Source organism: Methylobacterium goesingense (assembly GCF_022179225.1).
GTDB lineage: Bacteria > Pseudomonadota > Alphaproteobacteria > Rhizobiales > Beijerinckiaceae > Methylobacterium > Methylobacterium goesingense.
In genome coordinates, this window is record NZ_BPQL01000172.1 from 1 (window position 1) to 26,231 (window position 26,231).

Consider the following 26,231-nt stretch of genomic DNA (forward strand, 5'->3'; position numbering starts at 1 on the left):
CGCCGAGGCGGAGGCGGCGATCCCGGTGGTCGGCGCCGCCTCCGCCTCGGCGCGGGGAGACGCGCGGCACCACCGCGCGAGCTATCACCTCTATACGATCACCCGCGACGGGACGGGATACGCCGTCGCGGGTGTCGAGCGCGGTCTCACGGAGACCGGTAACATCGCGGATCTGGGTCCGCTCAAGCTCACTCGGTCCTGAGCCAGGACGGGCGAGCCCGTTGGGAGTCAGGCGTGTGCGAGGATGCCGGGGCGCAAGCTGAGGCTCGCCTCGTAACGCTCGGCCTGAAGGCGCGTCAGGCCGCTGACGAGAACGGCTTCGCCGCGATAGACCGTGTAGGTGCCGTCATGGGTCGGCTTCACGCGAATCACGTTGGACATGGCTGTCACCTTGTCGAGAAGGTTAAAACGCGAAATCTTTCGGCGGAGACCAACCCTTAACGTGGTCTTCAGACTACGCAAGTGCCTTGCTCGACTACGCAGATCAAATCGATCCCGCAGCGCAGCGCTATATTCAGTATTTCAGGGTGCTCGACGGGAATAGTCCGAAAGCTCAACGAATCAACTCGGTTGCACCGCAATATAATTTTCTGAGGATACCGGGCGATTTGATCCGGCGAGCGGACCAGCGCGAGGCGGGGCGCCTTCGCACCGGTGCTGAACGCGATGATTGGAAACAGGAGAATGCACGCGAAGCAAACGCTTCACGCATGGCCGAATCACTGACGGGGAAGGGGTTAGCCTGCACGAAGAGGCTTGGCGCGCCCACGGGGAATCGAACCCCGGTCTGATCCGTGAGAGGGACCTGTCCTAACCGCTAGACGATGGGCGCGGACCGGAGGGAGGCATTGGCTGATCGCTGCTGCGATCGCTGCTTCCCGGCCGATGGGCGATCGTATAGCGAGGGTCGCGCGGCGCCACAAGACCCGAAATGACGGGATCGACGGCCAACCGACGTTTTTGAATCGAAGGACCCCTTCCTTGCCGGGACTGCACGATAAGCTGACGGACGCGGACGGGCCCCAGGCCCTGCACGCGATCCTCGACGACGACGCGGTTACGGAGCGCCTGGACAGGGCCCTGGCCCGGGCCTTCCCGGAGGTCTCGCGCTCGCGGCTCCAGGACCTGATCCGGGCCGGGCACGTGCTCCGGAACGGCACCGTCAGCCTGGACCCCTCGGTGAAGGTGGGTCCCGGCGCCGAACTCGCGGTGGCGATGCCGGAGGCGGTGGCGCCGGAGCCGGCGGCCGAACGCCTGGACCTCGTAATCGTCCATGAGGACGACGACCTCATCGTCATCGACAAGCCGGCGGGGCTGGTGGTTCACCCGGCCCCGGGCCACGATTCCGGAACCCTGGTGAACGGGCTGATCGCTCATTGCGGCGCCAGCCTCTCGGGCATCGGTGGGGTGCGCCGGCCCGGCATCGTCCACCGCCTCGACAAGGACACGAGCGGCCTCCTGGTGGTGGCCAAGAACGATCTCGCCCATGCGGGACTGACGGCGCAGTTCGCCGATCACGGCCGCACCGGTCCCCTGGAGCGGGCCTATCTGGCCCTCGTCTGGGGCGTGCCGGAGCCGCGCATCGGCACGATCGAGGCGAAACTCGCGCGCAGCGTCCGCAACCGCGAGAAGATCGCCGTGGTGCGCGGTGAGACCGGCCGGCACGCGATCACGCATTACCGGACGGAGGCGGCACTCGGACAGGAGGGGACCGTCGCGCTGGTCCGCTGCATCCTGGAGACGGGTCGCACGCACCAGATCCGCGTGCACATGAGCCATCGCGGCCATCCGCTCCTCGGCGACACGGTCTATGGCGGAGCCTTCAAGACCAAGGCGAGCCGGCTGTCGGAGGCGGCACGCGGTGCCCTCGACACCATGGGCCGGCAGGCCCTGCATGCCAGCGTGCTCGGCTTCGCGCATCCGCGCACCGGGGAGACGCTGCATTTCGAGAGTCCGTTGCCGCCGGACATGCGCGACCTGATCGCGAAGCTGAGGGCCGGCCCGTAGCAGGGCCGCCACTGTCAAGCCCGTGCGTGCGCCAGGACACGCCGGGATGCGGCTTTTCGTGTCATCAGTGAGCCAAGCGAGATCCCGCGCGTTGACGCTGACTTCGTGCTGCGCGTCGCCTTTCCGAGACCACCGCTTTCCCGCTAAGATGGGGAATCGGGCGGCCGGCTCAAGGGAGCGGCGGTCCGCTTGTGACCGCCCATTCGGGGGTCCTTACAAGGAGGTAAGATCATGGCCGGCGCATTGCCAGTGCTCGCCACCGAAGGTGGCCTCTCCCGCTACCTCGACGAGATCCGCAAGTTTCCGATGCTGGAGCCGAACGAGGAGTTCACGCTCGCGAAGGACTGGCGCGAGAAGGGTGACCGCAACGCCGCCCACCGCCTCGTCACGTCCCACCTGCGCCTCGTGGCCAAGATCGCCATGGGCTACCGCGGCTACGGTCTGCCGATCGGCGAAGTCGTGTCGGAGGGCAATGTCGGCCTGATGCAGGCGGTCAAGCGCTTCGAGCCGGACAAGGGCTTCCGGTTGGCCACTTACGCCATGTGGTGGATCAAGGCCGCGATCCAGGAATATATCCTGCGTTCGTGGTCCCTCGTGAAGATGGGCACCACCGCCAACCAGAAGAAGCTGTTCTTCAATCTGCGCAAGGCCAAGGGTCGGATCTCGGCCCTGGACGAGGGCGACCTCAAGCCGGATCAGGTGGCGCAGATCGCCGTCAAGCTCGGCGTCCCCGAGCAGGAGGTGATCGACATGAACCGTCGCCTCTCGGGCGACACCTCCCTCAATGCGCCCCTGCGCGAGGAGGGCGAGGGCGAGTGGCAGGACTGGCTGGTGGACAACAGTCCGAGCCAGGAGACCGTGCTCGCCCGCGAGGAGGAGGGGCAGAATCGCCTCTCCGCCCTCCGGGACGCCCTCTCGGTGCTCAACCCGCGCGAGCGGCGGATCTTCGAGGCGCGGCGTCTCGCCGACGACCCGATCACACTGGAGGACCTCTCCGGCGAGTTCGGCGTCTCGCGCGAGCGCGTCCGCCAGATCGAGGTCCGCGCCTTCGAGAAGATCCAGGAGGCGGTCAAGCGGAACCTCGCCACCCGCGAGGCCCCGCGCGCCGAGGCGCACGCCTGAGGCGCCAGAAAACACACGCGACCTGAAACGAGAACGGCCCCCGGGAGAAATCCTGGGGGCCGTTCTCGTTCGGGGATAGCGGGACGCGGGTTCAGGCCCTCAGCGCCACTGGTCGAAGGCCTTCTGCAGAACCTGTGTCCCGGCACTGCCCTTCTCGAAGGCGACGATTCCGCGCTGGCCGGCGCTGAACTTCAGCGTCACGTCGAACCAGTTCTTGCGCAGCAGGATATCGGTATTGCGCTCGACGTCGCTCGGTAGGGAGGAGAGCCCGATAAGGAACAGGTTCTCGCGGACCCGCACCGGCAGGCCGGAGACCGGCGAGCCGCGCGCACCCTCCTCGTCCTTGCCCTGAAGCAGCCCGATGTCCTGGACGCCGTGCCGGGCGGCGTTCGGTCCGCTCGGCGTGAAGACGAGCTCGATGGTGTGCGAGGCCGGCAGGGTGGCGTCGAGGTTGCGGCGCAGAGTCATGGCGAGCGTCAGCCCGGCATCGGGGAAATCGGCGGTGGCGCGCACCACCGTCTCGAGCGGCTGACCCTGCTCGCCCGGCACCGTGTCGAGGCGCCACAGCACCCGACCCTGCGTGGCATTCGGTGCCGCGTTGGCGCCGGCGGCGGTGTTCTCCTCGTAGAGGACGCCACGCTGCGCGACGGTCAGGTCCGGTTCGCTCGCGGTGGGAGCCGCCGGAATGGGCACCGAACGCCGTGTCTGAGCCGAGCGCTCGGCCGGCGCCGCGTCGCCGCCGACCCGGTCGGCGAACTTCGAATCCGTCCCGTCCTGACCGCCATCCTGCATCTCGGTCGCGACGGGCTGAAGGTCGGCCGGCTTGTCACGGAGCAGGAAGGCCGCGACGGCGATCAGCCCGATGACCACGACGAGGATGCTGCCGACGAAGAGGTTGCGCAGCAGCCGGGTGCGCCCCTCGCGGGGCGCCACCACGTCGATGCGCGGGCGCTGGCGCTGGCCGTTCCCGTCCTGCACCGACGGCTCGGCGCTCTCCGCCACCGGCTCGGCCGGTGGGGTGCCGGCCTCTTCCGCGCTCACCGCCACGAAGGGGGGCGCCTTGCCCTTGCGCGGCTGGATCCGCACGGCTGGCTCCGCCGCGAGATCGGAGGAGGGCTCCGGGACGACGGGAGGGACGGGTGCGACCGGCGGCAGCGGCTCACCGGGCAAATCCGCCTTGGAAAATTCTGCCTTGGAAAAATCCGCCTTCGGCAGATTCGCCGGCTCCGCGCTCGGCTCGGGCGGCGACGGCTCCGGCAGGTCGGCCGTCGAGGATCTCGGCTCGGGCGGCGACGGCTCGGGTGCCGCCTCGGGAATGTCGGGCGGCGGCGCGGGGCGGTCGGCGACGTCGTTGGCCGGGCTCGGGACGAAAGGCGAAGGCTCAGGCGCCGGCGGCGGCGCGGCGTGATCCTGCTCGAGGCGCAGGATGGCCGCCTCGAGGGCGTTGCGCTCCAGGTCGATGTCGTCTTCCGACAGGGGCGGGTCGAGGGAGCGCAATTGCCCGAGGAGCGCGCCGCGCGCGCGTTCGTAGACCGCCTGGCGCAGGGCCGGCGAGCGGTCCGGCATCGCGTCGAGTGCCCGTGCCAGCAGTGGGTAATAGTCGGCCATCGTGCCTCAGGTCCGCCTTGTCCCGGCAGCCGGTCGGCCGCCCCGTCCCGCCCATCCACGGGACGGGAAGCCGCGCGGCCATCGTGAACGCGGCCGCATTGTCCGCGCGCGGCCGCGCCGCCATCAAGGAGAAATCGCGTCAGTCCTCAAAGGGGTTGTGCATGAGGATGGTGTCGTTGCGCTCCGGCGAGGTCGAGAGCAGCGCCACGGGTGCACCGATCAGCTCCTCGATCCGGCGCACGTACTTGATCGCCTGGGCCGGCAGATCCGCCCACGAGCGGGCGCCCGCCGTGGTGCCGGGCCAGCCCTCGATGGTCTCGTAGATCGGCTCGACCTTGGCCTGCGCCGCCTGGTTGGCCGGCAGGTGGTCCACCACCTGCCCGTCCAGGCGATAGCCCGTGCAGACCTTGATGGTCTCGAAGCCGTCGAGGATGTCGAGCTTGGTGAGCGCGATGCCGTCGATGCCCGAGGTCCGCACGGTCTGGCGCACCAGAACCGCGTCGAACCAGCCGCAGCGGCGCTTGCGCCCGGTGTTCACGCCGAACTCGCGCCCCTTGGCGCCGATGGTCTCGCCGATCTCGTCGAAGAGTTCGGTTGGGAAAGGACCCTCGCCCACGCGGGTGGTGTAGGCCTTGGCGATGCCGAGCACGTAGCCGATGGCCGAGGGGCCCATGCCCGAGCCCGTCGCCGCCTGCGCGGCCACGATGTTGGAGGAGGTCACGAACGGGTAGGTGCCGTGGTCGACGTCGAGGAGCGCGCCCTGCGCGCCCTCGAACAGGATGCGCTTGCCGGCGCGACGCTCGTCGTCGAGGAGCTTCCAGACCGTGTCGGCGTAGGGCAGGATCGTGGGCGCGATCGCCTTCAGTTCGGCGAGGAGCGCGCCGGCATCGACTTCGGCGATGCCGAGGCCCCGGCGGAGCGCGTTGTGGTGGGTCAGCACCCGCTCGATCTTGGCCTCGAGGGTCGATTCGTCGGCCAGATCCACGACCCGGATGGCGCGGCGGCCGACCTTGTCCTCGTAGGCCGGGCCGATGCCGCGCTTCGTCGTGCCGATCTTCAGGCCGGCATTCGAGGTCTCGCGGAAATGGTCGAGTTCGCGGTGAAGCGGCAGGATCAGGGTGGCGTTGTCGGCGATGCGCAGGGTGCGGGGCGAGATCTCGACGCCCTGCGCCTGGAGCCGGGCGATCTCGTCGACGAGGTGCCAGGGATCGACGACGACGCCGTTGCCGATCACCGAGAGCTTGCCACCGCGCACCACGCCGGAGGGCAGCAGCGCCAGCTTGTAGGTGACGCCATCGATCACCAGCGTGTGGCCGGCATTGTGCCCGCCCTGGAAGCGGACAACCACGTCGGCCTGCTCGGAGAGCCAGTCGACGATCTTGCCCTTGCCTTCGTCACCCCACTGGGCGCCTACGACGACGACGTTTGCCATTCACTGAAAACCTGTGCCGTAACCCGCGCGAAAACGGCCCGACCTGTCGGGCGGACCGCTCTCGCTGTCTTCGGGTCTTTCCGCGATCCGTGCGCGGAAATCAAGCAAGGCACCGATCCGGACCCGGATGGGCGGGTATGCCTCCTCAGCGGGCCTCCGTGCCGGGCTGGCGGCCGGGAAGATCGCCGGGCTTGATCACCGGCATGCCGCCCGGGTTCGGGTCGGGCGGCGTCACCACCATGCCGGGCGCGGTGTTGCCCGGCGGCTTGATCACGCCGTCGCTCTTCTCGAGGCGGTCGCTCAAGGTGCCCTTGTCCGAGGATGTGCCCGGGTCGGCGGATCCGTCGGAGGGGCGGATCTTGTCGGGAATCGTCTGGTTCGGCGGCGGCAGGGCCGGGTCGGTGTCCCGGCCCTTCAGGGGCGCGTCGGGGGACTGCGCGAGGGCGGTGCCGGCGAACAGGCACAAGCCGGCCGCGAGAGTGAGGATCGAGCGCATGGGGTCTCCCTGTCTCGGATGCGAGGTTTGGGGGAGAACAGCCCCGGGGCCGAAGCGTTCCTGTTCCATCGGTCCTGTGATGGGACGATGGTCCTGGGAGAGAACCGGGAAGGCGCTGGTGCCACGGGTTTTTCCATCCCCCGATTGCGGGGGAGGGTGGTCGCGCAGTGACCGGGAGAGGGGAGAAGGAAAGCCTCGGAAGGGCTTCGTTTCGTCCGGTCCGTCCGCTTCAGACGCCGGCGCGCGCCATGTCGAGATAGAGTTCCCGCAGGCGCCGGGTATGCGCTCCGGGGTGCCCCTCGCCGATGACGTGGCCGTCGATCGCGACCACCGGCATCACGAAGGCCGAGGCGCTGGTGTAGAAGGCCTCGGCCGCCTCAAGGGCCTCGGAGACGCTGAACAGCCGCTCCTCCAGGGCGAGGCCGGCCTCCTCGGCAAGGCGCAGGACCGCCTTGCGGGTGATGCCCGGCAGGAGCGCCGTGGACAGGGGACGCGTGACGAGGGCGCCGCCCTTTGTCACAATGAAGGCCGTCGAGGAGGAACCCTCGGTGACCGCGTCGTCTTCCACCATCCAGGCCTCGGCGACGCCCGCCGCGGCGGCCTGCTGCTTGGCGAGCACCTGGGCCAGCAGGGCCACCGACTTGATGTCCCGGCGCTTCCAGCGAAGATCCGGCACCGTGATGATCCGGGCGCCGGTCTCGGCGAGCGGGTTGGCCGCGACCGTCTTGGCCTGCGTGAACATCATCACGGTGGGGGCGGTGCCGGCCGGCGGATAGGCGAAATCGCGCTCGTACACGCCGCGCGTCACCTGCATGTAGACCAGCCCCTCGGTCAGCCCGTTGCGGGCGACGAGTTCGGTCTGCAGGCCGATCCACTCCGGTATCGTGTGCGGGTTGGCGATGTCGATCTCGCCCAGCGACCGGTCGAGGCGGGCCAGATGCGCCTCGTTGTCCACGAGCCGCCCGTCGAGGACCGCCGAGACCTCGTAGATCCCGTCCGCGAAGAGGAAGCCCCGGTCCATGATCGGCACGCGCGCCTCGGCGAAGGGCAGGAAGTCGCCGTTCAGGTAGACGATGCGGGCTTGGGACACGGGGCTGACCTCATCTGGCCGAAGGTTGGGGACGGACGCAGGATCTGTGCGCGATTTTCGGATCAGGCGGCTCCGAAGACCCGCGAAAAGATCGTGTCCACGTGCTTGAAGTGGTAGCCGAGATCGAAGCAGGCCTCGATCTGCTCCGGAGTGAGCGCGGCGGCCACGTCGGCATCGGCCTTGAGGAGGCTCAGGAAGTCGCCTTCGCCACGCCAGACCGGCATCGCGTTGCGCTGGACGAGACGGTAGGAATCCTCGCGCGAGACGCCGGCCTGGGTCAGGGCCAGCAGCACCCGCTGCGAGTGGACGAGGCCGCCGAGCTTGTCGAGGTTGCGCTGCATGTTGTCCGGATAGATCAGCAGCTTGTCGATGACGCCGGTGAGGCGGGCGAGGGCGAAGTCGAGGGTCACGGTGGCGTCTGGCCCGATCATGCGCTCTACCGAGGAGTGCGAGATGTCGCGCTCGTGCCAGAGGGCCACGTTCTCCATGGCGGGCAGGGCGTAGCTGCGCACCATGCGGGCGAGGCCCGTCAGGTTCTCGGTGAGCACGGGGTTGCGCTTGTGCGGCATCGCCGAGGAGCCTTTCTGGCCCTCCGAGAAGAATTCTTCCGCCTCCAGAACTTCCGTGCGCTGGAGGTGGCGGACCTCGATGGAGAGCCGCTCAACGGATGAGGCGACCACGCCCAGGATGGCGAAGAACATCGCGTGGCGGTCGCGCGGGATGACCTGGGTCGAGACCGGCTCGGGGGTCAGGCCCATGGCCTTGGCGACGTATTCCTCCACCCGGGGGTCGATGTTGGCGAAGGTGCCGACGGCGCCCGAGATGGCGCAGGTGGCGATCTCCTCCCGCGCCGCCACGAGGCGGGCGCGGGCGCGCTCGAACTCCGCGTAGGCCCCGGCGAGCTTGAGGCCGAAGGTCACCGGCTCGGCATGGATGCCGTGCGAGCGGCCGATGGTCGGGGTCATCCTGTACTCGAAGGCCCGGCGCTTGAGGGCGGCGAGCAGGGCGTCGACGTCCTTGATCAGGAGGTCGGCGGCGCGGACGAGCTGCACGTTGAGGCAGGTGTCGAGCACGTCCGACGAGGTCATGCCCTGGTGGACGAAGCGGGCCTCGGGGCCGACGATCTCGGCCAGATGCGTCAGGAACGCGATGACGTCGTGCTTGGTCACCGCCTCGATGGCGTCGATGCGCGCCACGTCGAAGACCGCGTCGCGGCCCTTCTCCCAGATCGTGTCGGCGGCCTCCTTCGGAACGACGCCGAGTTCGGAGAGCGCCGTCGTGGCGTGGGCCTCGATCTCGAACCAGATCCGGAAGCGTGATTCGGGGGACCAGATCGCGGTCATCTCGGGGCGGCTGTAGCGGGGGATCATGCGGGCGCCTCGGTCAACGCGTCGGAAAAGGGGCAGCGGGATCAGGCGCGCCTAGCATGCGCGGCGATGGCGCTCAACGCGGGCAGGGCCATGTGGCCGCGCACCGCAACGCTGCAGCGCGGCATTTTCGCATCAGCGCCTGGAATTGAGCAACATCTGGAAACATTCCAGGAAGCTGTTCCTAGAGATTTTTCGCTTTCGACAGATGGCCTTGGCGAAACCCCGATGGGTCAGGCTGGAACAGCTCCAGAATAAAACAGCCTATACCCGCTGGTCGGCACGGATCTCCTCCAATTACGACCCGAACAGGTCCAGCACAATCCGGATCCCCGGCGGGGATGTGCTGTGTCTGGACCTCGTAATCTCATAATGACGAGACCGTCCATGCCACATGCCCCCACCGAATTCCTCCGCGCCCTCCTGGGCAAAACCGTCCTGGGCAAAACCGTCCTGAGCACGACCGTCCTGAGCGTGGGCAGCCTCGGCCTGCCGGGGGTGGCCTCGGCCCAGGATGCCGCCGTCGAACTCGATCAGCTCCACGTCGTCGGGAGCCCGGGCGCGAGCATCGGCTACCTGACCAGCCGGACGCGCAGCGCCACGAAGACCGACACACCCCTGATCGACACGCCGCAATCGGTCACGATCGTGACCCAGCAGCAGATCCGCGACCAGGGCGTCCAGAGCATCGCGGACGCGATCCGCTACGTGCCGGGCGTGGTAGCCCATCAGGGCGAGGGCAACCGGGACGACGTGGTGATCCGGGGCCAGCGCTCGAACGCCGACTTCTTCGTCAACGGCATCCGCGACGACGCCCAGTATTTCCGCGATCTCTACAACGTTCAGCGCATCGAGGTGCTGAAGGGTCCCAACGCGATGATCTTCGGGCGCGGCGGCGGCGGCGGCGTGATCAACCGGGTGCTGAAGGAGGCGGACGGCGTGCCGGTCCGCGAGGTGGTGGGGCTCGGCGGCGCCTACGGGGTCAAGCGCGTCGGCGTCGATGTCGGCGACCGCATCAGCGACAGTGCGTTCTTCCGTCTCAACGGGATGTTCGAGGACAGCGGCACCTTCCGGAACTTCGTCGACCTGCGCCGCTACGGCGTGAATCCGACGATGACTTTCCTGATCGGCCCGGCGACGACACTCAAGCTGTCCTACGAATATTTCCACGACGACCGCACGGCGGACCGGGGCATCCCCTCGCAGTTCGGCCGCCCCTATCGCTACCGCCAGAACATCGCGACCTTCTTCGGCAATCCCGACCTCAGCTACGCCCGGGTCGATGCCCACATCGCCACGGCGACCCTGGACCACGCCTTCGAATCCGGCATCGCGCTGCACAGCCAGCTGCGCTTCGCCGATTACGCAAAATTCTATCAGAACGTCTATCCGAACATCGGCCAGGCCGGCTCGGTGAACGCCGCCGGCACCGCCCTGTCCCTGGCGGCCTACAACACCGCGTCACCGCGGACGAACTACTTCAGCCAGAACGATGTCACCTACCGGTTCGAGACGGGCTTCCTGAAGCACACGCTTCTCGGCGGATTCGAGCTCGGCTACCAGGAAGGCCTGACCTTCCGGCAGGACGGCTTCTTCGCCAGCACCGGCACCCAGGCCCTGGTGGTCAATCCGCTCTCACCGGTGAGCCGCGTCCCCGTCACCTTCCGCAACATCGCGAGCGGCGCCAATACCCGCTACGACCTCGGCCTCGCGGCCGTCTACGCCCAGGACCAGATCGAGATCGGGCCGCATCTGCAGCTCATCGGCGGCCTGCGCTACGACCACTTCGATTTCGCCGCCACGGACCGGCGCAGCACCGTCACCAATGCCCGCGTCGACGACCTGCTCTCGCCCCGTCTCGGCCTGGTGCTGAAGCCGGTCGAGACGCTGGCCTTCTACGCCTCCTACAGCGTGTCCTACCTGCCGTCCTCGGGCGACCAGTTCAACGCCCTCACCCCAGGCCTTGCCATCGCCAAGCCGGAGCGTTTCGAGAACACCGAGATCGGCGTGAAGATCGACGTCGCGCCGACGCTCCAGCTCACCGGCGCCCTGTACGACCTCGACCGGACCAACCAGCGCCTGGCCGACCCGAACAATGCCGGCTTCTTCATCACCAGCGGTCAGACCAATACGCAGGGAGCCGAGATCGGCGCCAACGGCTACCTCACCGACTGGTGGCAGATCGCCGGCGGCTACGCCTTCACCGATGCGCGGATCGTCAAGGGTTTCAACATCGGCGGGACCTCCGTCCGACCCGGCAACCAGGTCGGCCTCGTTCCCTTCAACGCCGTCACCCTGTGGAACAAGTTCGACGTCACCGAGGCTTTCTCGTTCGGCATCGGCTTTGTCCACCAGACGCACAGCTTCGCCGCCTCCGACAACACCGTGCGGCTGCCGGGCTACACGCGCTTCGACCTCGGACTGTTCTATCAGGTCGCCGACGGCGTGCGGGCCCAGCTCAACGTCGAGAACCTGTTCGACCGCGGTTACATCGCCACCGCCGACGGCAACAACAACATCAGCCCCGGTGCCCCGCGGCTGATCCGTGCGCAGATCGTCGCCCGCTTCTAGGTGATCACGCCTCCGGAGCGGCCGGCGGGCCGTGATCTTTCCGCAACAAGCTCCGCGAGATCGTCTCACCCTGGAATACTTCCAGGATTAAAATCCGAAACATGTTTGCCGAACGTTCCGAAGGCGTTGGCGCAATGTTTCGAGCGCTTCTTAGAAGTCCTGTAAAACAAAGATCAGGAAAGCCTGCCCCGATCGCTTGCTCGTTTCATAGACCCACTTCAAGTGATCCGCCACGCCCCTGATCTGAATTTGGGGCGCAAGATCAACAAGACACGGTCTCTCGAGTAGGCGGTACGATCATGGACATTGGAGCAGCTTCGCGACTCCTCGCAACCCTCCTGTGCGGAACGGCCCTGGCGACCTCCGCCCGGGCACAGCCGGCGCTGCTGCCCGACGGTACGGCCGTCACGCTGGACCAGCTCAGCGTCGAGGGCGCACGGGGCAACACGGTGGGTTACCTGACCCGCGCCACCCGCAGCGCGACGAAGACCGACACCCCGCTCCTCGACACGCCGCAATCGGTCACCGTCGTCAGCCAGGAGCAGATCCGGGACCAGAACTTCCAGAACCTCACCGACCAGCTGCGCTACGTGCCGGGCGTGATCCCGGCCCAGGGCGAGAGCAACCGCGACGAGGTCGTCATCCGGGGGCAGAAGACCAATGCGGACTTCTTCGTCAACGGCGTGCGCGACGACGTCCAGTATTTTCGCGATCTCTACAACATCGAGCGGATCGAGGTGCTGAAGGGTCCCGATTCCCTGGTCTTCGGGCGCGGCGGCGGCGGCGGTGTCATCAACCGCGTCCTCAAGGAGGCGGACGGCCTGCGCGTGCGCCAGATCGTGGCCGGTGTGGGCCAGTTCAACCAGAAACGCGTGGCGGTCGATGTCGGCGACCGGATCAGCGACAGCGTGTTCTTCCGCCTCAACGGCATGTTCGAGGACAGCCAGACCTACCGCCAGTTCGGGGAGCTGCAGCGCTACGGCATCAACCCGACGATGACGTTCCTGCTCGGACCGGCGACGACCCTCAAGCTCTCCTACGAGTTCTTCCACGACGACCGTTTCCCCGATCGCGGCATCCCCTCGCAGAACGGCCGGCCCTACAACTACCGCAACAACATCCGCACCTTCTTCGGCAATCCGGACGTGAACACCACCCGGGTCGACGCCAACATCGCCACGGCGACCCTCGACCACGTCTTCGAGTCCGGCGTGCAGATGCGCAACCAGCTGCGCTTTGCCGATTACAATCGCTTCTACGCCAACACCCTCCCGGGCGCGCCGGTCAACGCCGCCGGCACGCAGGTGCCGATCACCGGTTATCGCAGCGATACCGACCGGACCAATTACTTCAGCCAGAACGACTTCACCTACAAGTTCCTCACCGGCGACGTGAAGCACACCCTGCTCGCCGGGTTCGAGCTCGGCTACCAGGAGGGTCTGGCCTTCCGGCAGACGGCGTTCTTCAACACCGGCAACAGCCTCGTCACCAGTGTGGTGGTGAACCCGATGTCGCCGATCACCCGGGCCCCGGTCACCTTCCGCAACAACGGCACCACGGACGCCAACTTCCGCTACGATCTCGGTCTCGCGGCGGCCTATGCGCAGGACCAGATCGACCTGAACGAGTACGTCCAGATCGTCGGCGGCCTGCGCTACGACTACTTCGATTTCTCGTCGCGGGGCCGGGTCACGGGCCTGACCAACGAGCGCGTCGACAATCTCGTCTCGCCGCGCGCCGGCCTGGTGATCAAGCCACTGGCCAACCTCGCCTTCTACGGCAGCTACAGCGTGTCCTACCTGCCCTCCTCGGGCGACCAGATCGGCAGCTTCTCGCCGGGCCTCGCCATCGCCAAGCCCGAGGGTTTCCAGAACCTCGAAGTGGGCGTGAAGTACGACGTCACCCCGACCTTCCAGGTCACCGGCGCCCTGTACAACCTCGACCGCACCAACCAGCGCCTCCCCGATCCCAACCGGGCGGGCTTCTTCCTCCTGTCGGGGCGGACCAACACGCAGGGCGCCGAGATCGGCGCCAACGGCTACCTCACCGACTGGTGGCAGATCGCGGGCGGCTACGCCTTCACCGATGCGCGGATCGACAGCGCGGTGTCGGCCACCATCGTGAAGGGCAACACCGTCGGGCTGGTGCCGTTCAACAGCGTCTCGCTCTGGAACAAGTTCGACATCACGCCGGAACTCGGCATCGGCATCGGGGTGATCCACCAGACCCACACCTTCGCCACCTCCGACGACACCGTGCGGCTGCCGGGCTACACCCGCTTCGACCTGGGACTTTTCTATCAGGTCAGCGAGTCGGTTCGGGCGCAGGTCAACATCGAGAACCTGTTCGACCGGCGCTACATCTACACGGCCGACAACAACCAGAACATCACGCCGGGCGCGCCGCGCACGATCCGGGCGCAGATCATCGCGAAGTTCTGACGGCGGGGGCGGGTGGCGCTATTCCACCGGGCGGGTGGCGCTATTCCACCCGCTGCCAGCCCGGCCCCATCAGGCGTTCCTGGGGGGTGAAGCGGGCCTTGTAATCCATCTTGCGCGAGCCCTCGACCCAATAGCCGAGGTAGAGGTAGGGCAGGCCGAGATCGGCGGCGCGGCGGATATGGTCGAGGATCATGTAGGTGCCGAGCGAGCGATGCGCCTCGGCCGGATCGTAGAACGAGTAGACCATCGACAGGCCGTCGGCGAGGACGTCGGTCAGGCACAGGGCGACGATCGGCCCGGTGCCGCGCCCGTTGATCGCGGTATCGGGGCCGCGCCGGCGATAGGTCACCAGGTGGGTGTCCACATGGCTGTCCTCGATCATCATGGCGTAGTCGAGCACCGTCATGTCGACCATGCCGCCGTCGCCGTGGCGGGCATCGAGGTAGCGCCGGAACAGGGCGTATTGCTCGGATGCCGGGCGGTTGGGCTCCGGGTTGCCGACGAGGTCGGCGTTGCGCTGGAGGATGCGGCGCTGGCTGCCGGAGGGCAGGAAATCGGCCACCACCACCCGCACCGAGATGCAGGCGCGGCAGGATTCGCAGGCCGGCCGGTAGGCGATGGTCTGCGAGCGGCGGAAGCCTCCCTGCGTCAGGATCTCGTTGAGGTCCCTCGCCCGGCGGCCGACGAGGTGGGTGAAGACCTTCCGCTCCTCCTGGCCCGGCAGGTAGGGGCACGGGGAGGGCGCCGTCAGGTAGAATTGCGGGGTATCCCGGGAATGGCTCGTCACGCTCGTCTGTCGCCCGCCGCGCGGAGCGCGCGCTCCGCGCGCCCCAAGACTTGAGTGTATCCGCAACGCGCGCCGGCTCAACACCCTGTGAGGGTTCCGCGACGATTTCGTCTGAGACCGTCCTCCGCCGCATCCCCGCGCCGCGCCGGCCAGACCCGGAGCGGTCTTATCTCGGCACGGATGCTTCAGGCGACGCGGACCACCGCGAGGCCGAGGAGCAGGTCGTGGCCGAGGCGGCGGTCGGCGCGCACGAGGCCGATGCCGACATCGAGCATCCAGAGCAGGAAGGCCGAGGCGACCGCCACGTAGAACAGCAGCGCGTGAATCGCGGCGGTGAGGTAGTCGACGCGGGCGCCGGTCTCGGGCGTGACGACGCGCAGGCCCATCATCCGCATGCCCCAGGTGCTCTGTCTGGACCCGCCCACCGTGATGGCGCTGTAGAGGATGCCGCTCGCCGGCAGGATCGCGAACAGGGTCCAGCCGAGCCCAAAGGTCAGGACGCCGATCACCGTGATCGCCAGCGTGAGGAAAGCCGTGAAACCGAAGATGAACAGGATGTCGAGAAGGTAGGCGACGAAGCGCGCGCCAAGGCTGCCCCGGACGTAGGGCACGGGGAACTGGGGGGCGTAGCCGGTCTGGAAGCGATCGGCGTAGGGGCTTTGCGTCTCGCGCATGGGGCGCTCCTCGAATGACGCCGGCGGACGGAAGCGGCCGGCGTCTCCCGCGAGAGATGGGCGCGGCCCGGGCGACTCTCAAGATCGCTGCGCCGGCGCCTCACCGTGCCGTGCGGTCGGCCGGCGCCGCCCGGCTCCCCGGATCTTCGGCCGCAGCCTCCGGGGTGTCGAGATAGTACTGCCGCAGCAGGAACAGGCGGGCTCCGTTGACCGGACCGCCCTCCGTGGCGAGGCCGAGCAGTTCGGCCCCGGGACCGAAGCGGCAGCTGACCCAGCGCTGGCGCGCGGCCTGGCCGGGCCGGCCCGCCACCGCGTAATCGACCCGGATCTCGTCGGGTGTCGCGCCCGCGCCGATGCGCAGAAGCCTGACCTCGGTGTCGGGGGGCGCCAGGGCCGGGACGGCCCGCCGGCAGATCATGGCGCGCTGGCGGTCGACCGAACTCTCGCAGGCGCCGAGGCCGAGGAGGGCCGGGGCGAGCGCGAGGGTGACGATGAGACTGCGCGCGACGTGCTCCGGGCTCACGCGCCGGCGCGCAGCCGCTCGGCGACCCGGAGCGCGTAGTAGGTGAGCACGCCGTCGGCACCGGCGCGCTTGAAGGCCAGCAGGCTCTCGACCATGGCCCGCTCGCCGTCGAGCCAGCCGTTGCGGGCGGCGGCCTCGATCATCGCGTACTCGCCCGACACTTGGTAGGCGAAGGTCGGCACCGCGAATTCGTCCTTCACCCGGCGGATGATGTCGAGATAGGGCAGGCCGGGCTTCACCATGACGGAGTCGGCGCCCTCGGCGATGTCGAGGGCGACCTCGCGGATGGCCTCGTCGGAATTGCCCGGGTCCATCTGGTAGGTGCGCTTGTCGCCGACCAGCGCCGCCTGGGTGCCGATGGCGTCCCGGAACGGGCCGTAGAAGGCGCTCGCGTACTTGGCCGCGTAGGCCATGATCTGCACGTCGCGGAACCCCGCCCGGTCGAGCCCGACCCGGATGGCGCCGACGCGCCCGTCCATCATGTCGGACGGCGCGATGATGTCGGTGCCGGCCTCGGCCTGGATCAGGCTCTGCTCCACGAGGAGCGCCACGGTCTCGTCGTTGAGGATCGCCCCGTCCTCCAGGAGGCCGTCGTGACCGTGGCTGGTATAGGGGTCGAGGGCGACGTCCGTCATGATCCCGAGTTCCGGCACCGCCTTCTTCACGGCGCGCACCGCCCGGCAGACGAGGTTTTCGCGATTGAGCGACTCTGAACCGGTGGGATCGCGCAAGCCGGGCTCGGTGTAGGGAAAGAACGAGATCGCCGGGATGCCCGCGCGGGCGGCCTTCTCGGCGTCGCGCACGATCTCGTCGACGCTCAGGCGCTCGACCCCTGGCATCGACGCGATGGGCTCGCGCCGGCCCGAGCCTTCGATGACGAAGAGGGGCCAGATCAGGTCGTCCACCGTCAGGGTATGCTCGCGTACGAGACGGCGGGACCACTCGGCCTTGCGGTTGCGGCGGGGGCGCTGGGTGAGCCCCAAGGCCACCGGGCGGGCGGCCTCCTGGGCCGTCTCGACCGCCAGGGGACGCGGGGTGGCGGGTTCGTGGGTCATCGTGCTCGAACTCGATGGTTTTCGGCCCGGGCCATGAGAGATATGGGCCTGGGTCAGGGCGGGCGAGCATGGGCCTAACACATCGGCAAAAGCCTTCGAAACCCGTGATGCCGACGCAGGGACGGCCGCTAACCCCGTCACGGTGGAGCCGGCATGCGCGCGGGACGCCGGCGATTGACGCCGCGCGCCAAAACCTCGTCTAAGCGGGCGATCCTAGCGGGGACGACGATGGCGGATTCGGGCGAAGCGGAGATCCTGTTCGAGCGGCGCGGGGCTTTGGGCCTCGTGACGCTGAACCGGCCGCGCGCCCTCAACGCCCTGACGCTCGCGATGCTCACGGCGATGCAGGCGCAGCTCGATGCCTGGGCCGGCGACGCCGCGGTGACGCGGGTGGTGCTGCGCGGGCGGGGCGGTCGCGCCTTTTGCGCCGGGGGCGACATCCGGCAGATCCACGCCCTCGCGACGGCCGGCGATCACGCGGGCGTCGATGCGTTCTGGCGGGCCGAGTACGGCCTCGACGCCAGCGTGAAGCGGTTCGCGAAGCCCGTCATCAGCCTGATCGAGGGCCTGGTCATGGGTGGCGGCAACGGCATCTCGGTCCATGGCAGCCACCGGGTCTCGTCGGAGACCTACAGCTTCGCGATGCCGGAGGTCGGGATCGGCCTGTTTCCCGATGTCGGCATGACCTACGTGCTGCCGCGCCTGCCCGGTCTGACGGGGACCTACCTGGCGCTGACCGGCGCCCGGATCGGGCCGGGCGACGCCCACGCGGTAGGTCTGGCCACGCACCATGCCCCGGCGGGCGATTTCGACGCCCTCGTCGAGGCCCTCGCGGAGGGGGCGGCCGTCGACGCGGTGCTGGCGGACCATGCCCGGCCGGTGCCGGAGCCGGGCGTTCTGGTGGCCGAGCGCGCCCGCATCGATGCCTGCTTTGCCGCCGACACCGTCGGGCAGATCCTGGCGCGCCTCGACGCGGACGGATCCGCCTTCGCGGCCGAGACCGCCGCGCTGATGCGTACGCGCTCGCCCACCAGCCTGACCTTGGTGCGCGAGCAGATGCGCCGGGGCGCGACCCTGAGCTTCCCACAAGCGATGCTCACGGAATACCGAATGGTCAGCGCCCTGATGCGCGGGCCCGACTTCTTCGAGGGCGTGCGCGCCGCCGTCATCGACAAGGATGGCGCGCCGGCCTGGAACCCCGCCACCCTGGACGGCGTCGAGCCCGGTACCATCGCGGCCGCCTTCGCGCCGGGTCCGGCGCCGGAACCGCGATTCGATCCATAATGGGAGCCTCAAGGTGCGTGGATTGACCAAGCTGGGCGGCCCCCGCGAGGCGCGGGGCCCGGGCGGAAGCGACCGGATCGAGCGGAGCCCGCAGGCCCCGCAGACCGGCTGGGACGTGGTGCTGATCTGGTTCATGCGCCTCACCGCCCTGTTCTGGCTGGCGAAGGCCGTGGCCAGCTGGGCCAGCATCCTCGACGTCCTGCCCGGTGCGCGGCCCTTCGAATCGGAGCCGATCGGGCGCCAGAGCGTCATCGTCTACTTCGCGGTGATCGACGCGATGGCGGCGGTGGGGCTGTGGCTCACCAGCGCCTGGGGCGGCGTGGTCTGGCTGCTCGCCGCCACCAGCGCGCTCACCCTCGCGGTATTGACCCCCCAACTTCTGCCGATGCCGACACCTTACCTGGCCGTACAAGCGGGAATTATTGCGTTGTATTTTATCTTGTCTTTCCTCGCCGCCCGGGAAAGCCGGTAAACGCGGCGTTACGTCGATCGCTTCATCTTGCATTTACCGAGAGAGGTAAATCGCAAATTCATCCTATCGCTTAAACCGTCTTTCATCTGCGACTCCTAGGTTGGCTTCATGAGCGGTGGCGAAGAACACCGGCCCGCAAAGCACAGAGACCTGACGAGGCCCATGATGAAGTCCCAGGCTGCCAAGGTTAGCAAGACCGACAACGCTCCCGAGACCGCTTCGGCGCACGGCTCGTATCTCGAGGCCCTGCACCTCGTCGAGCGCCTGCACCGCCGCCTGCTCGACGTGATCAAGGACGAGTTCGAGCGCCGCGAGCGCGAGGACGTCAACAGCGTCCAGGCCCTGCTGCTCTACAACATCGGCGACAAAGAGCTGACCGCGAGCGAGCTGCGCACCAAGGGCTACTACTTGGGCTCGAACGTCTCCTACAACGTGAAGAAGCTCGTCGAGGCCGGCTACCTACACCATGCCCGCTCGAAGACGGATCGCCGCTCGGTGCGCATCAGCCTCACCGACAAGGGCCGCCAGGTCCACGACATCATCCAGAGCCTCTACGACAAGCACGCCCGCACCATCCAGCCGATCGGCGGCATCTCGGACGACGATTTCGGACGCCTCAACGTGGCCCTGAGCCGGCTGGAGCGCTTCTGGACCGACCAGATCCGCTACCGTCTGTAAGCGGCGCAGCGCTCGAATCCTGCCTGAGAAGCGCAAGCCCGGTTCGCCGGGCTTGTTCGCGTTCGGGGCCCCGCAATGCACGGTGCCGGTCAGGAACCGGCGTGCTCGGCGGATTCCTCGCCGGCCGGCTTGCCGTCGTCGCGGGCGCGGTGGAGCATGAAGATCGCGAACACCATCGTGAGGATCAGGCCGGCGAGGACGCCGAGCTCGATCATCGAGGCCTGGAACAGCGCCTGCTTCTCCGGCGACCAGTCCTTGGCGTGGGTAATCTCCGACGATTGCAGGGTGATCACCAGGACGCGCCGGATCGAGGCGATGAGCCCGACGATGAGGAAGGGCTCGCAGGTCAGTTTGCCCGACCGCATCGAGACCCGCACCGTGTGCAGGATCTCGATGAGCATCAGCAGGAACAGCAGCCGGTCAACCACCTCCAGGATCTGGTCCGCACCGCCGAGGTGGCGCAAGGCTTCCCAGGTCAGCGCAGAGGCGTCGATCAGCGCGACGAGGGCGGTCAGAGCGAGGAGGAGGCCGAGCGCGGCGTAGATCGCGTGTTCGGTGTGGAGGAAAACGAAGCTCGCCGCGCGCGTGAGCCGGCCCTGATCGTCGCGGTCGTCGGACATGACGCGCTGCCCCCCTCTGATTGACCCGATCAGACAGGATCGCGGGGCGGTCGTCCAGGGCGGCCTGTCCGGACCGGACCCGGCGGCGCGATCACGGCTGCGTCAGAGCAAGTCCTCCACCCGGATCGGCAGCGCGCGGATGCGCCGGCCGGTGGCGTGGAAGACCGCGTTGGCGATGGCCGCGTTGACGCCGATGATGCCGAGCTCGCCCAGGCCCTTGAGTCCGAGGGGGTTCACGGCCGCGTCCGGATCGGGAACGAACAGGGCTTCGATGTCAGGCACGTCGGCGGCGGTGGCGACAAGGTACTCGGCCAGATCCGCGTTGCGGTAATGCCCCCTGTCGAGAATCGTCTCCTCCAGGAGCGCCGAGCCGAGACCCCAGACCATCCCTCCGGTGAGTTGGCTCCGGGCCGTCAGCGGATTGAGCACCCGCCCGGCCGCGAAGGCGCCCAGGAGGCGCGGCACCCGGATCTCGCCCGTCTCCGCATGAACCATCACCCGGGCGAACTGGGCCCCGAAGGCCCAGGACACGGACTCGCCGCCGGTGGCCAGGGCCATCCGGCCCGATTCGATGGCCGCCAGGGCGTCCGGCTCCGCGCCATCAGGGGTGAAGGCGGTCGTCGTCTCGACTTCCCGTGTACCGAGCCGCGCGAGGCAGCGGTCGAGGGGCGCGCGGCGCCCATCCGCCGCGACGAGGAACCCGTCCGCGAGACGGCAGGTCGCCGGGTCGGCCCCCGAAAGCGGGCCGCCCTCGGCGACGGAGGCTGCGGCGACACGGCTCCGCAGGGTCTCGCAGGCCTGCGCCAGGGTGTGGATCAGGCTCGTGGTAGTGGCGGAGCCCCCCGAAAGGCCGGCGGCGGGGAGGTCGGTGTCGCCGAGCCGGACCGTCACCGATTCGGGGGCGATCCCGAGCCACTCGGCGGCGCCGAGGGCGAGCAGCGTCGTAATGCCGTTGCCGATCTCGTGGTGGGCGGTCTCCACGGTGGCGCGGCCCCCGGCCGCGAGCGCGACCCGCATGGTGGCCGGCGAGATCTTCACGGGCCGGGCCGAGGCGGCGCAGCCGAGGCCGATCCGCCAGGGGCCGTCCTGCATCCGCCCCGGCACAGGGTCGCGCTCCGCCCAGCCGAAGGCCTCGGCACCCGCCTCGAAGCAGGCCATCAGCGGACGCGAGGAGAACGGCCGGCCCGAGATCGGGTCGGTGGCGGTGTCGTTGCGGCGGCGCAGTTCGATGGGGTCGAGGCGCAGCGCGTTCGCCATCTCGTCCACCGCGCTCTCGAGGGCGAAGAGGTAGGGCACCTCCGGGGGCGCCCGCATCGGCCCCGGGGTATTGCGGTCGACCCGCACGGCGCGCTCGTCGGTGCGCACGGCCGGGCAGGCGTAGAGGCTCGCGGTGACATCGGTGCCCTCCATGGCGAAGGGGTCGAAGCGCGAGGCGATCACCTCTGCTTCGTGCACCAGGGCGGTGAAGCGCCCGTCGCGGGTCGCGCCGAGGCGGATGTCGTGCCGGCTCTCGGGCCGGTAGTTCGCGATGGTGAAGCCGTCGCGCCGGCTCGCCACAAGGGAGACGGGGCGGCCGAGGATGCGGGCCGCCAGCGCCACCGGCGCGGTGTACTGCGCCAGCGCCAGCTTGGCACCGAAATGGCCGCCGATCGGCCCGGACACCACGCGGATGTCGGCGGGGTCGAGGCCGAGCTGAGCCGCAAGCCCGTGCCGCACGGCGCCGATGTAGCGCGAAGGCTCGTGGACCGTGAGCCGGGGGCCCTCCCACGCGCAGGTGGTGGTGTAGAGCTCGATGGGGTTATGGTGCTGGATCGGCGTGCGGTAGCGGCCTGAGACCGTCACCTCCGCCCGCACCAGGGCCGCGTCGGCGTCGCCCCGGACGGGGTCGTGATGCTTCGGCTTGAGGTCGGCCAGCAGCACCGTCTCGGCGCCGGGCGCGTCGAACCCGTCCGCGAAGGGGGTGGGGGCGTAGCGCACGCCGACGCGGGCCGCCCCCGCCTGAGCCGCCTCCCGACTCTCGGCCACCACCAGGGCGACGATCTGGCCCGCATAGTCCACCGCGTCCGATCCGAGGGGCAGGTGCCCGCTATTGGCGTAGCCCCCCGCCATGAGATGCTTCACCGGGCGGATCGCACCGGCGAACTCCCGGTGGGTGAAGATGCCGAGCACGCCCGGTACCGCCCGCGCGGCCTCCAGACTGAACCCCGCGATGCGCCCGCGCGGGATCGTGCTGGTGACGAGGGCCGCATGCGCGAGACCGGGCAGGGGGACGTCCGAAGCGTATCGGATCGTGCCCGTCACCTTCGCGGGCCCCTCCACGCGCGGATGCGGCTGCCCGAGCCGGATCGGGTGCGCGAGCGCGTCAGCCGGTATCGCCATGGGGTGTCCCTCGTTCCTCGTGGGGACAACCGGCGATCGGACACGCCTGATCCGGGCGCGACGCAGGGTCGCTCAGTCTCGCGGCGCTCCCGCCAGGAACGGCAACAGGTGCTCCAGCACGGCGCCCGGGGCCTCTTCCTGCAGGAGGTGCCCGCAGGGCAGGGCCTGCCCCGTGACCGCGTCGGCCTTGGCGCGCCAGGTGGCGGTGACGTCGTAGAGGGCGCCGACGGTGCCGAGGCCGCCCCAGAGCGCGAGGAGCGGGGCCGTGACCCGGCGGCCGGCCGCAGCGTCGGCCCGGTCGTGGTCGAGGTCGATCCCGGCCGCCGCCCGGTAATCCTCGCAGATCGCGTGGATGCCGCCAGGGGCCCGGTAGCAGCGCAGGTATTCCTGCACCATCGCCTCGCTCGGCACGCCGCGCGTCCGGCTCTGCCCGGCGAGGTGGTGCCGCAGGTAGGCCTCCGGGTCGGCGCCGATCATGCGCTCGGGCAGGGGTGCGGGCTGGATCAGGAAGAACCACCAGAAGTACCGGGTGGCGAAGGCGCGGTCCGTGGTCTCGTACATCGTCAGGGTCGGGGCGATGTCGAGGACGGCGAGCCGGTCGACCGCCTCCGGGTGGTCGAGGGCCATGCGGTGGGCGACGCGCCCGCCGCGATCATGCCCGACCACGGCGAAGCGCGAGTGACCGCAGGCCCGCATCAGCGCCACCACGTCGGCCGCCATGGCGCGCTTGGAATAGGGGGCGTGGTCGTCGTCCGAGACCGGCCGGTCCGAATCGCCGTAGCCGCGCAGGTCCGGCGCGAACACCGGATGCCCGGCCGCCGCAAGAGCGGGCGCCACCGCGTGCCAGGTGGCGTGCGTCTGCGGATGCCCGTGCAGGAGAAGCACCGGCAGGCCCGAACCGCCGGGCGAGCGCGCCACCCGCAGGGTCACGTCGCCGAGGCCGATATCGGCCAGGGTGAAGCCGTCCAGGAACGGGCTCGGCCCGCGCTCGGTGATCGTCATCGGGACATGCCTCCGTGAGGGATCTCAGCCCTTCCAGTTCTTCAGGGCCCCGAACGGGCTCGCCGAGGGGTCGGGGGCGGGCGGGTTCAGGACCGGCTCCACCTGCGCGATGGCGTCGGCCAGCGAGAAGGCGGTGCCGCTGGTCAGCTTGCCGCCGGCCGCATCCTTGTGGCCGCCGCCCCGGAAGCGCCGGGCGCCCTCCAGGGCCGTCTCGTTGTTGGAGCGGAACGACATGGTGCCGGCCCGCTGAACGTTGAGCACGCGGCTGGCCCGGCCGCTCTCCATGATGAGGTCCGAGACCCGCTGGAAGGTGCCCGAATCGAGGCCGAAGGACATCAGCGTGCCGTCGGAGAGGGGATGGAACAGATCCGAGCGGGCGAGCACGCGGGCGATCCGCATCCGAGTGGTGAGCGTGCGGTCGTCGCCGGCATCGTCCGCGAGGTAGCGGTCGAGGATGGCGGTGCGCAGGGCGCCGACCTGCCCCTCGATGCCCGCCGGCGTGGCCCCGTCGCCGAGGAGCCGCGCCACGCCGAGGAGGAGGTCGCTCACGAAGCGGTCGTGCCAGGGATGGCCGATGGGCACGAGGTTTGAGACGTTGTCCCAGAACATCTCGTCGAGGCTCAGGCCCGCCCGGAATTCCGCGCGGTCCTTGCGCCAGAGGTCGACGGCGTCCACCGCCGTCACCAGCGCCGCCAGGATCGGGTCCTCGCCGGCTTCGCGGGTGCCGGCTTCGCCGGTGGCGTAGAGCGCCCGGTGCTCGTAGGCCAGCCGTGTGGCGCAGCGGGTCTCGTCGATGAGCACGACGATGTCGGGGTCCTCGAGGTCGAAGCGCTTCACATTCGGCGCCTCGGGGTCGACGCGGGCTTCGAGCTTGCCGTCACGGAGCTGGTCCAGGGACGAGGCGTGGTGGTCGAGCACGATCAGGCGGTGGCGGGCGGTCGCATCGCGGCGGCGGTTCAGGGCGGCGAAGCTCTTGATGAACGTCACCGCCACGGCCTCCAGGCCGAGATCGGTCATCACGATCATCTCCGGCTCGCGGGCCTTGCCGAGACGCTTCAGCTCGGCCTCGACCACGGGGCCGACATCCGAGTAGCGCGGCACGTGCACGATCCGCGACACGTCGACGAACTGGCCGACCACCGTGGAGGCGCCGTAGCCGTCGAGGTCGTGATGGGTGATCTGGGTGACGTTCACGGCGCAGTCCTCGGGCGATTCGCGGAGTCTGTGCCGCGATGTCTCGGCCGCCTTATGCGGCAGGAGCGGCGCCACGGCGAGCCCCCTGGCCGACGGACGGTTCGACGGTGGATCATGCACGGAGCGGGCTTGATTCCCGGACGCGAACCGGGATTGTGCGAACAGACCACGAACGAATGCCGGATCAGGGCGAGGAGGCATGTCCGCGATGCAGCCGGACGGTGGGGAAACCACCCGCAAGATCATCCACATCGACATGGACGCGTTCTACGCTTCCGTGGAGCAGCGCGACGCTCCGGAGCTGCGCGGGCGCCCCGTGGCGGTGGGCGGCTCGCGCGAGCGCGGCGTGGTGGCGGCGGCGAGCTACGAGGCGCGGGTGTTCGGGGTGCGCTCGGCCATGCCCTCGGTCACGGCGCGACGGCTGTGCCCGGACCTCGTCTTCGTGAAGCCGCGCTTCGACGTCTACCGGGCGATCTCGGAGCAGATCCGGGCGGTCTTCGCCGAGCACACCGACCTCATCGAGCCCGTCGCCCTCGACGAGGCCTATCTCGACGTGACGCGGAACCGGCAGGGACTGCCCACCGCCACGGAGGTGGCCCGCGCGATCCGGGCCGCGATCCGCGAGCGGACCGGGCTCGTGGCCTCGGCCGGCGTCTCCTACAACAAGTTCCTGGCCAAGGTCGCCTCGGACTTCCGAAAGCCGGATGCGCTCTTCGTGATCACGCCCGCCATGGGGCCGGCCTTCGTGGAGGATCTGCCGATCGGGCGCTTCCACGGGGTCGGGCCGGTGACGGAGGCACGCATGAAGGCGCTCGGCATCCTCACCGGCCGCGACCTGCGGGCCTTGAGCCTCGACGATCTCGTCACACGGTTCGGCGCCTCGGCGACCTATTATTACGGGGTGGCGCGCGGCATCGACGAGCGCCCGGTGCGGGTCAACCGGATCCGGAAGTCCATCGGCGCGGAGAACACCTTCTCGGAAGATTCGGCCGACTACACCGTGCTCGCCGACCGCCTCGCGCCGATCCTCGACAAGGTCTGGGGCGCCGCCGGCGCCAAGGAGGTGCGGGCCCGGACCGTGACCCTGAAGGTGAAGTTCGCGGATTTCGAGCAGATCACCCGCGCACGCTCCCTGCCGGGCTTCGTCTCGGGTCGGGACGATCTGGAGCGAATCGTGCTGGCGCTGCTGCGGGAGGCCTTCCCGCTTCGGCGCAGCGTGCGCCTTCTCGGCGTCTCCCTCTCGGGCCTGGAGCACGGGCCAGCCTCCGAACCGCGCCAGCTCGGACTAGCCCTTTGAGGACCCGACGAACAAAAGGGGCGCCACCCTTTCGGATGACGCCCCTCCTGGATCAGCAGGCCCCGCTTGCGGAGCCCGCGATCAACCCTCAGTTGAAGGTATCGATCTCGGCGGACTCGTAGCTGGTGACTT

At 69.1% G+C, this 26,231-nt stretch carries 23 protein-coding genes, 1 tRNA gene and 1 pseudogene; 10 read left to right on the plus strand and 15 right to left on the minus strand.

The features are described 5' to 3' along the window. Window positions 1-202: pseudogene (locus MFF30_RS23065) on the plus strand (metallophosphoesterase); the annotation flags it as partial. Window positions 203-228: 26 nt separating this feature from the next. Here MFF30_RS23065 and MFF30_RS23070 read toward each other — a convergent pair. Further along, the gene (locus tag MFF30_RS23070; RefSeq protein WP_238282424.1) at window positions 229-381 is read right to left on the minus strand and encodes a hypothetical protein; all 153 of its coding nucleotides are present in this window, start codon (window positions 379-381) and stop codon (window positions 229-231) included. Window positions 382-467: 86 nt separating this feature from the next. Between MFF30_RS23070 and MFF30_RS23075 the strand changes: the two genes are divergently transcribed. Beyond that, window positions 468-791 carry a hypothetical protein gene (locus tag MFF30_RS23075; protein WP_238282425.1) on the plus strand — a complete coding sequence of 108 codons (324 nt, stop codon included), beginning with the start codon at window positions 468-470 and terminating at the stop codon, window positions 789-791. Here the strand turns inward: MFF30_RS23075 and MFF30_RS23080 are convergent. Continuing rightward, window positions 758-832: transfer RNA gene (locus tag MFF30_RS23080), tRNA-Glu, on the minus strand. The genes MFF30_RS23075 and MFF30_RS23080 overlap by 34 nt on opposite strands. Window positions 833-1,002: 170 nt before the next feature. Between MFF30_RS23080 and MFF30_RS23085 the strand changes: the two genes are divergently transcribed. Together MFF30_RS23085 and rpoH are read left to right on the plus strand one after the other, a co-directional pair. Next, window positions 1,003-2,007 (plus strand): RluA family pseudouridine synthase, encoded by a 1,005-nt coding sequence (locus tag MFF30_RS23085; protein WP_373320991.1) that lies wholly within the window; start codon window positions 1,003-1,005, stop codon window positions 2,005-2,007. Between the two features lie 231 nt (window positions 2,008-2,238). Further along, window positions 2,239-3,129: an RNA polymerase sigma factor RpoH gene (gene rpoH / locus MFF30_RS23090; RefSeq protein ID WP_238282426.1), complete on the plus strand. Its 891-nt coding sequence runs from the start codon at window positions 2,239-2,241 to the stop codon at window positions 3,127-3,129. 99 nt (window positions 3,130-3,228) lie between these two features. Here rpoH and MFF30_RS23095 read toward each other — a convergent pair whose 3' ends face one another. The 5 genes from MFF30_RS23095 to purB form a co-directional block, all read right to left on the minus strand. Beyond that, window positions 3,229-4,737, minus strand: coding sequence for a histidine kinase (locus MFF30_RS23095; RefSeq protein ID WP_238282427.1), 1,509 nt, complete (start codon window positions 4,735-4,737; stop codon window positions 3,229-3,231). Between the two features lie 139 nt (window positions 4,738-4,876). Next, complete coding sequence (locus MFF30_RS23100) at window positions 4,877-6,169, minus strand: adenylosuccinate synthase (protein WP_238282428.1); 1,293 nt, start codon at window positions 6,167-6,169, stop codon at window positions 4,877-4,879. Between the two features lie 145 nt (window positions 6,170-6,314). Further along, the gene (locus tag MFF30_RS23105; RefSeq protein ID WP_238282429.1) at window positions 6,315-6,665 is read right to left on the minus strand and encodes a hypothetical protein; all 351 of its coding nucleotides are present in this window, start codon (window positions 6,663-6,665) and stop codon (window positions 6,315-6,317) included. A gap of 229 nt (window positions 6,666-6,894) precedes the next feature. After that, a complete protein-coding gene (locus tag MFF30_RS23110; protein ID WP_238282430.1) occupies window positions 6,895-7,755 on the minus strand; it encodes a D-amino-acid transaminase in 861 nt (286 codons plus the stop codon). A 62-nt stretch (window positions 7,756-7,817) separates the two neighbouring features. Next, entirely contained in the window at window positions 7,818-9,125 is a 1,308-nt protein-coding gene (purB, locus tag MFF30_RS23115) for an adenylosuccinate lyase (protein WP_238282431.1), read from the minus strand. A 384-nt stretch (window positions 9,126-9,509) separates the two neighbouring features. Here purB and MFF30_RS23120 point away from each other — a divergent pair, with 384 nt between their 5' ends. Next, a complete protein-coding gene (locus MFF30_RS23120) occupies window positions 9,510-11,693 on the plus strand; it encodes a TonB-dependent receptor (protein ID WP_238282432.1) in 2,184 nt (727 codons plus the stop codon). A 299-nt stretch (window positions 11,694-11,992) separates the two neighbouring features. Next, window positions 11,993-14,134 (plus strand): TonB-dependent receptor, encoded by a 2,142-nt coding sequence (locus tag MFF30_RS23125; protein ID WP_238282433.1) that lies wholly within the window; start codon window positions 11,993-11,995, stop codon window positions 14,132-14,134. A 40-nt stretch (window positions 14,135-14,174) separates the two neighbouring features. On the opposite strand, the gene MFF30_RS23130 is transcribed toward MFF30_RS23125, so the two are convergent. The 4 genes from MFF30_RS23130 to hemB all read right to left on the minus strand — a co-directional run bounded on the left by MFF30_RS23130 (window position 14,175) and on the right by hemB (window position 17,173). Then, on the minus strand, window positions 14,175-14,921 hold the full coding sequence (locus MFF30_RS23130; RefSeq protein WP_238282435.1) for an arginyltransferase: 747 nt from the start codon (window positions 14,919-14,921) through the stop codon (window positions 14,175-14,177). Window positions 14,922-15,106: 185 nt separating this feature from the next. Then, window positions 15,107-15,595, minus strand: coding sequence for an RDD family protein (locus MFF30_RS23135; RefSeq protein WP_238282437.1), 489 nt, complete (start codon window positions 15,593-15,595; stop codon window positions 15,107-15,109). A gap of 100 nt (window positions 15,596-15,695) precedes the next feature. Then, window positions 15,696-16,118 (minus strand): hypothetical protein, encoded by a 423-nt coding sequence (locus MFF30_RS23140; protein WP_238282438.1) that lies wholly within the window; start codon window positions 16,116-16,118, stop codon window positions 15,696-15,698. Further along, a complete protein-coding gene (hemB, locus tag MFF30_RS23145) occupies window positions 16,115-17,173 on the minus strand; it encodes a porphobilinogen synthase (RefSeq protein ID WP_238282439.1) in 1,059 nt (352 codons plus the stop codon). The genes MFF30_RS23140 and hemB overlap by 4 nt, the downstream gene beginning before the upstream one ends. 228 nt (window positions 17,174-17,401) lie before the next feature. On the opposite strand from hemB, the gene MFF30_RS23150 reads away from it, so the two are divergent. From MFF30_RS23150 to ldtR, 3 genes are all read left to right on the plus strand, one after another. Beyond that, entirely contained in the window at window positions 17,402-18,457 is a 1,056-nt protein-coding gene (locus MFF30_RS23150; RefSeq protein WP_238282440.1) for an enoyl-CoA hydratase/isomerase family protein, read from the plus strand. 13 nt (window positions 18,458-18,470) lie between these two features. Further along, a complete protein-coding gene (locus MFF30_RS23155) occupies window positions 18,471-18,929 on the plus strand; it encodes a DUF6163 family protein (protein WP_238282441.1) in 459 nt (152 codons plus the stop codon). Window positions 18,930-19,094: 165 nt separating this feature from the next. Further along, window positions 19,095-19,607, plus strand: coding sequence for a transcriptional regulator LdtR (gene ldtR / locus MFF30_RS23160; RefSeq protein ID WP_238282451.1), 513 nt, complete (start codon window positions 19,095-19,097; stop codon window positions 19,605-19,607). Window positions 19,608-19,696: 89 nt separating this feature from the next. On the opposite strand, the gene MFF30_RS23165 is transcribed toward ldtR, so the two are convergent. From MFF30_RS23165 to MFF30_RS23180, 4 genes are all read right to left on the minus strand, one after another. Next, window positions 19,697-20,227 carry a phosphate-starvation-inducible PsiE family protein gene (locus MFF30_RS23165; RefSeq protein WP_238282442.1) on the minus strand — a complete coding sequence of 177 codons (531 nt, stop codon included), beginning with the start codon at window positions 20,225-20,227 and terminating at the stop codon, window positions 19,697-19,699. A 102-nt stretch (window positions 20,228-20,329) separates the two neighbouring features. Then, window positions 20,330-22,606 (minus strand): xanthine dehydrogenase family protein molybdopterin-binding subunit, encoded by a 2,277-nt coding sequence (locus tag MFF30_RS23170; RefSeq protein WP_238282443.1) that lies wholly within the window; start codon window positions 22,604-22,606, stop codon window positions 20,330-20,332. Between the two features lie 72 nt (window positions 22,607-22,678). Continuing rightward, window positions 22,679-23,608: an alpha/beta fold hydrolase gene (locus tag MFF30_RS23175; protein ID WP_238282444.1), complete on the minus strand. Its 930-nt coding sequence runs from the start codon at window positions 23,606-23,608 to the stop codon at window positions 22,679-22,681. Between the two features lie 24 nt (window positions 23,609-23,632). Beyond that, window positions 23,633-24,802: a dimethylmenaquinone methyltransferase gene (locus MFF30_RS23180; protein ID WP_238282445.1), complete on the minus strand. Its 1,170-nt coding sequence runs from the start codon at window positions 24,800-24,802 to the stop codon at window positions 23,633-23,635. Window positions 24,803-25,001: 199 nt separating this feature from the next. On the opposite strand from MFF30_RS23180, the gene dinB reads away from it, so the two are divergent. Beyond that, complete coding sequence (dinB, locus tag MFF30_RS23185; protein WP_238282447.1) at window positions 25,002-26,099, plus strand: DNA polymerase IV; 1,098 nt, start codon at window positions 25,002-25,004, stop codon at window positions 26,097-26,099. Window positions 26,100-26,231 lie beyond the last annotated feature (132 nt).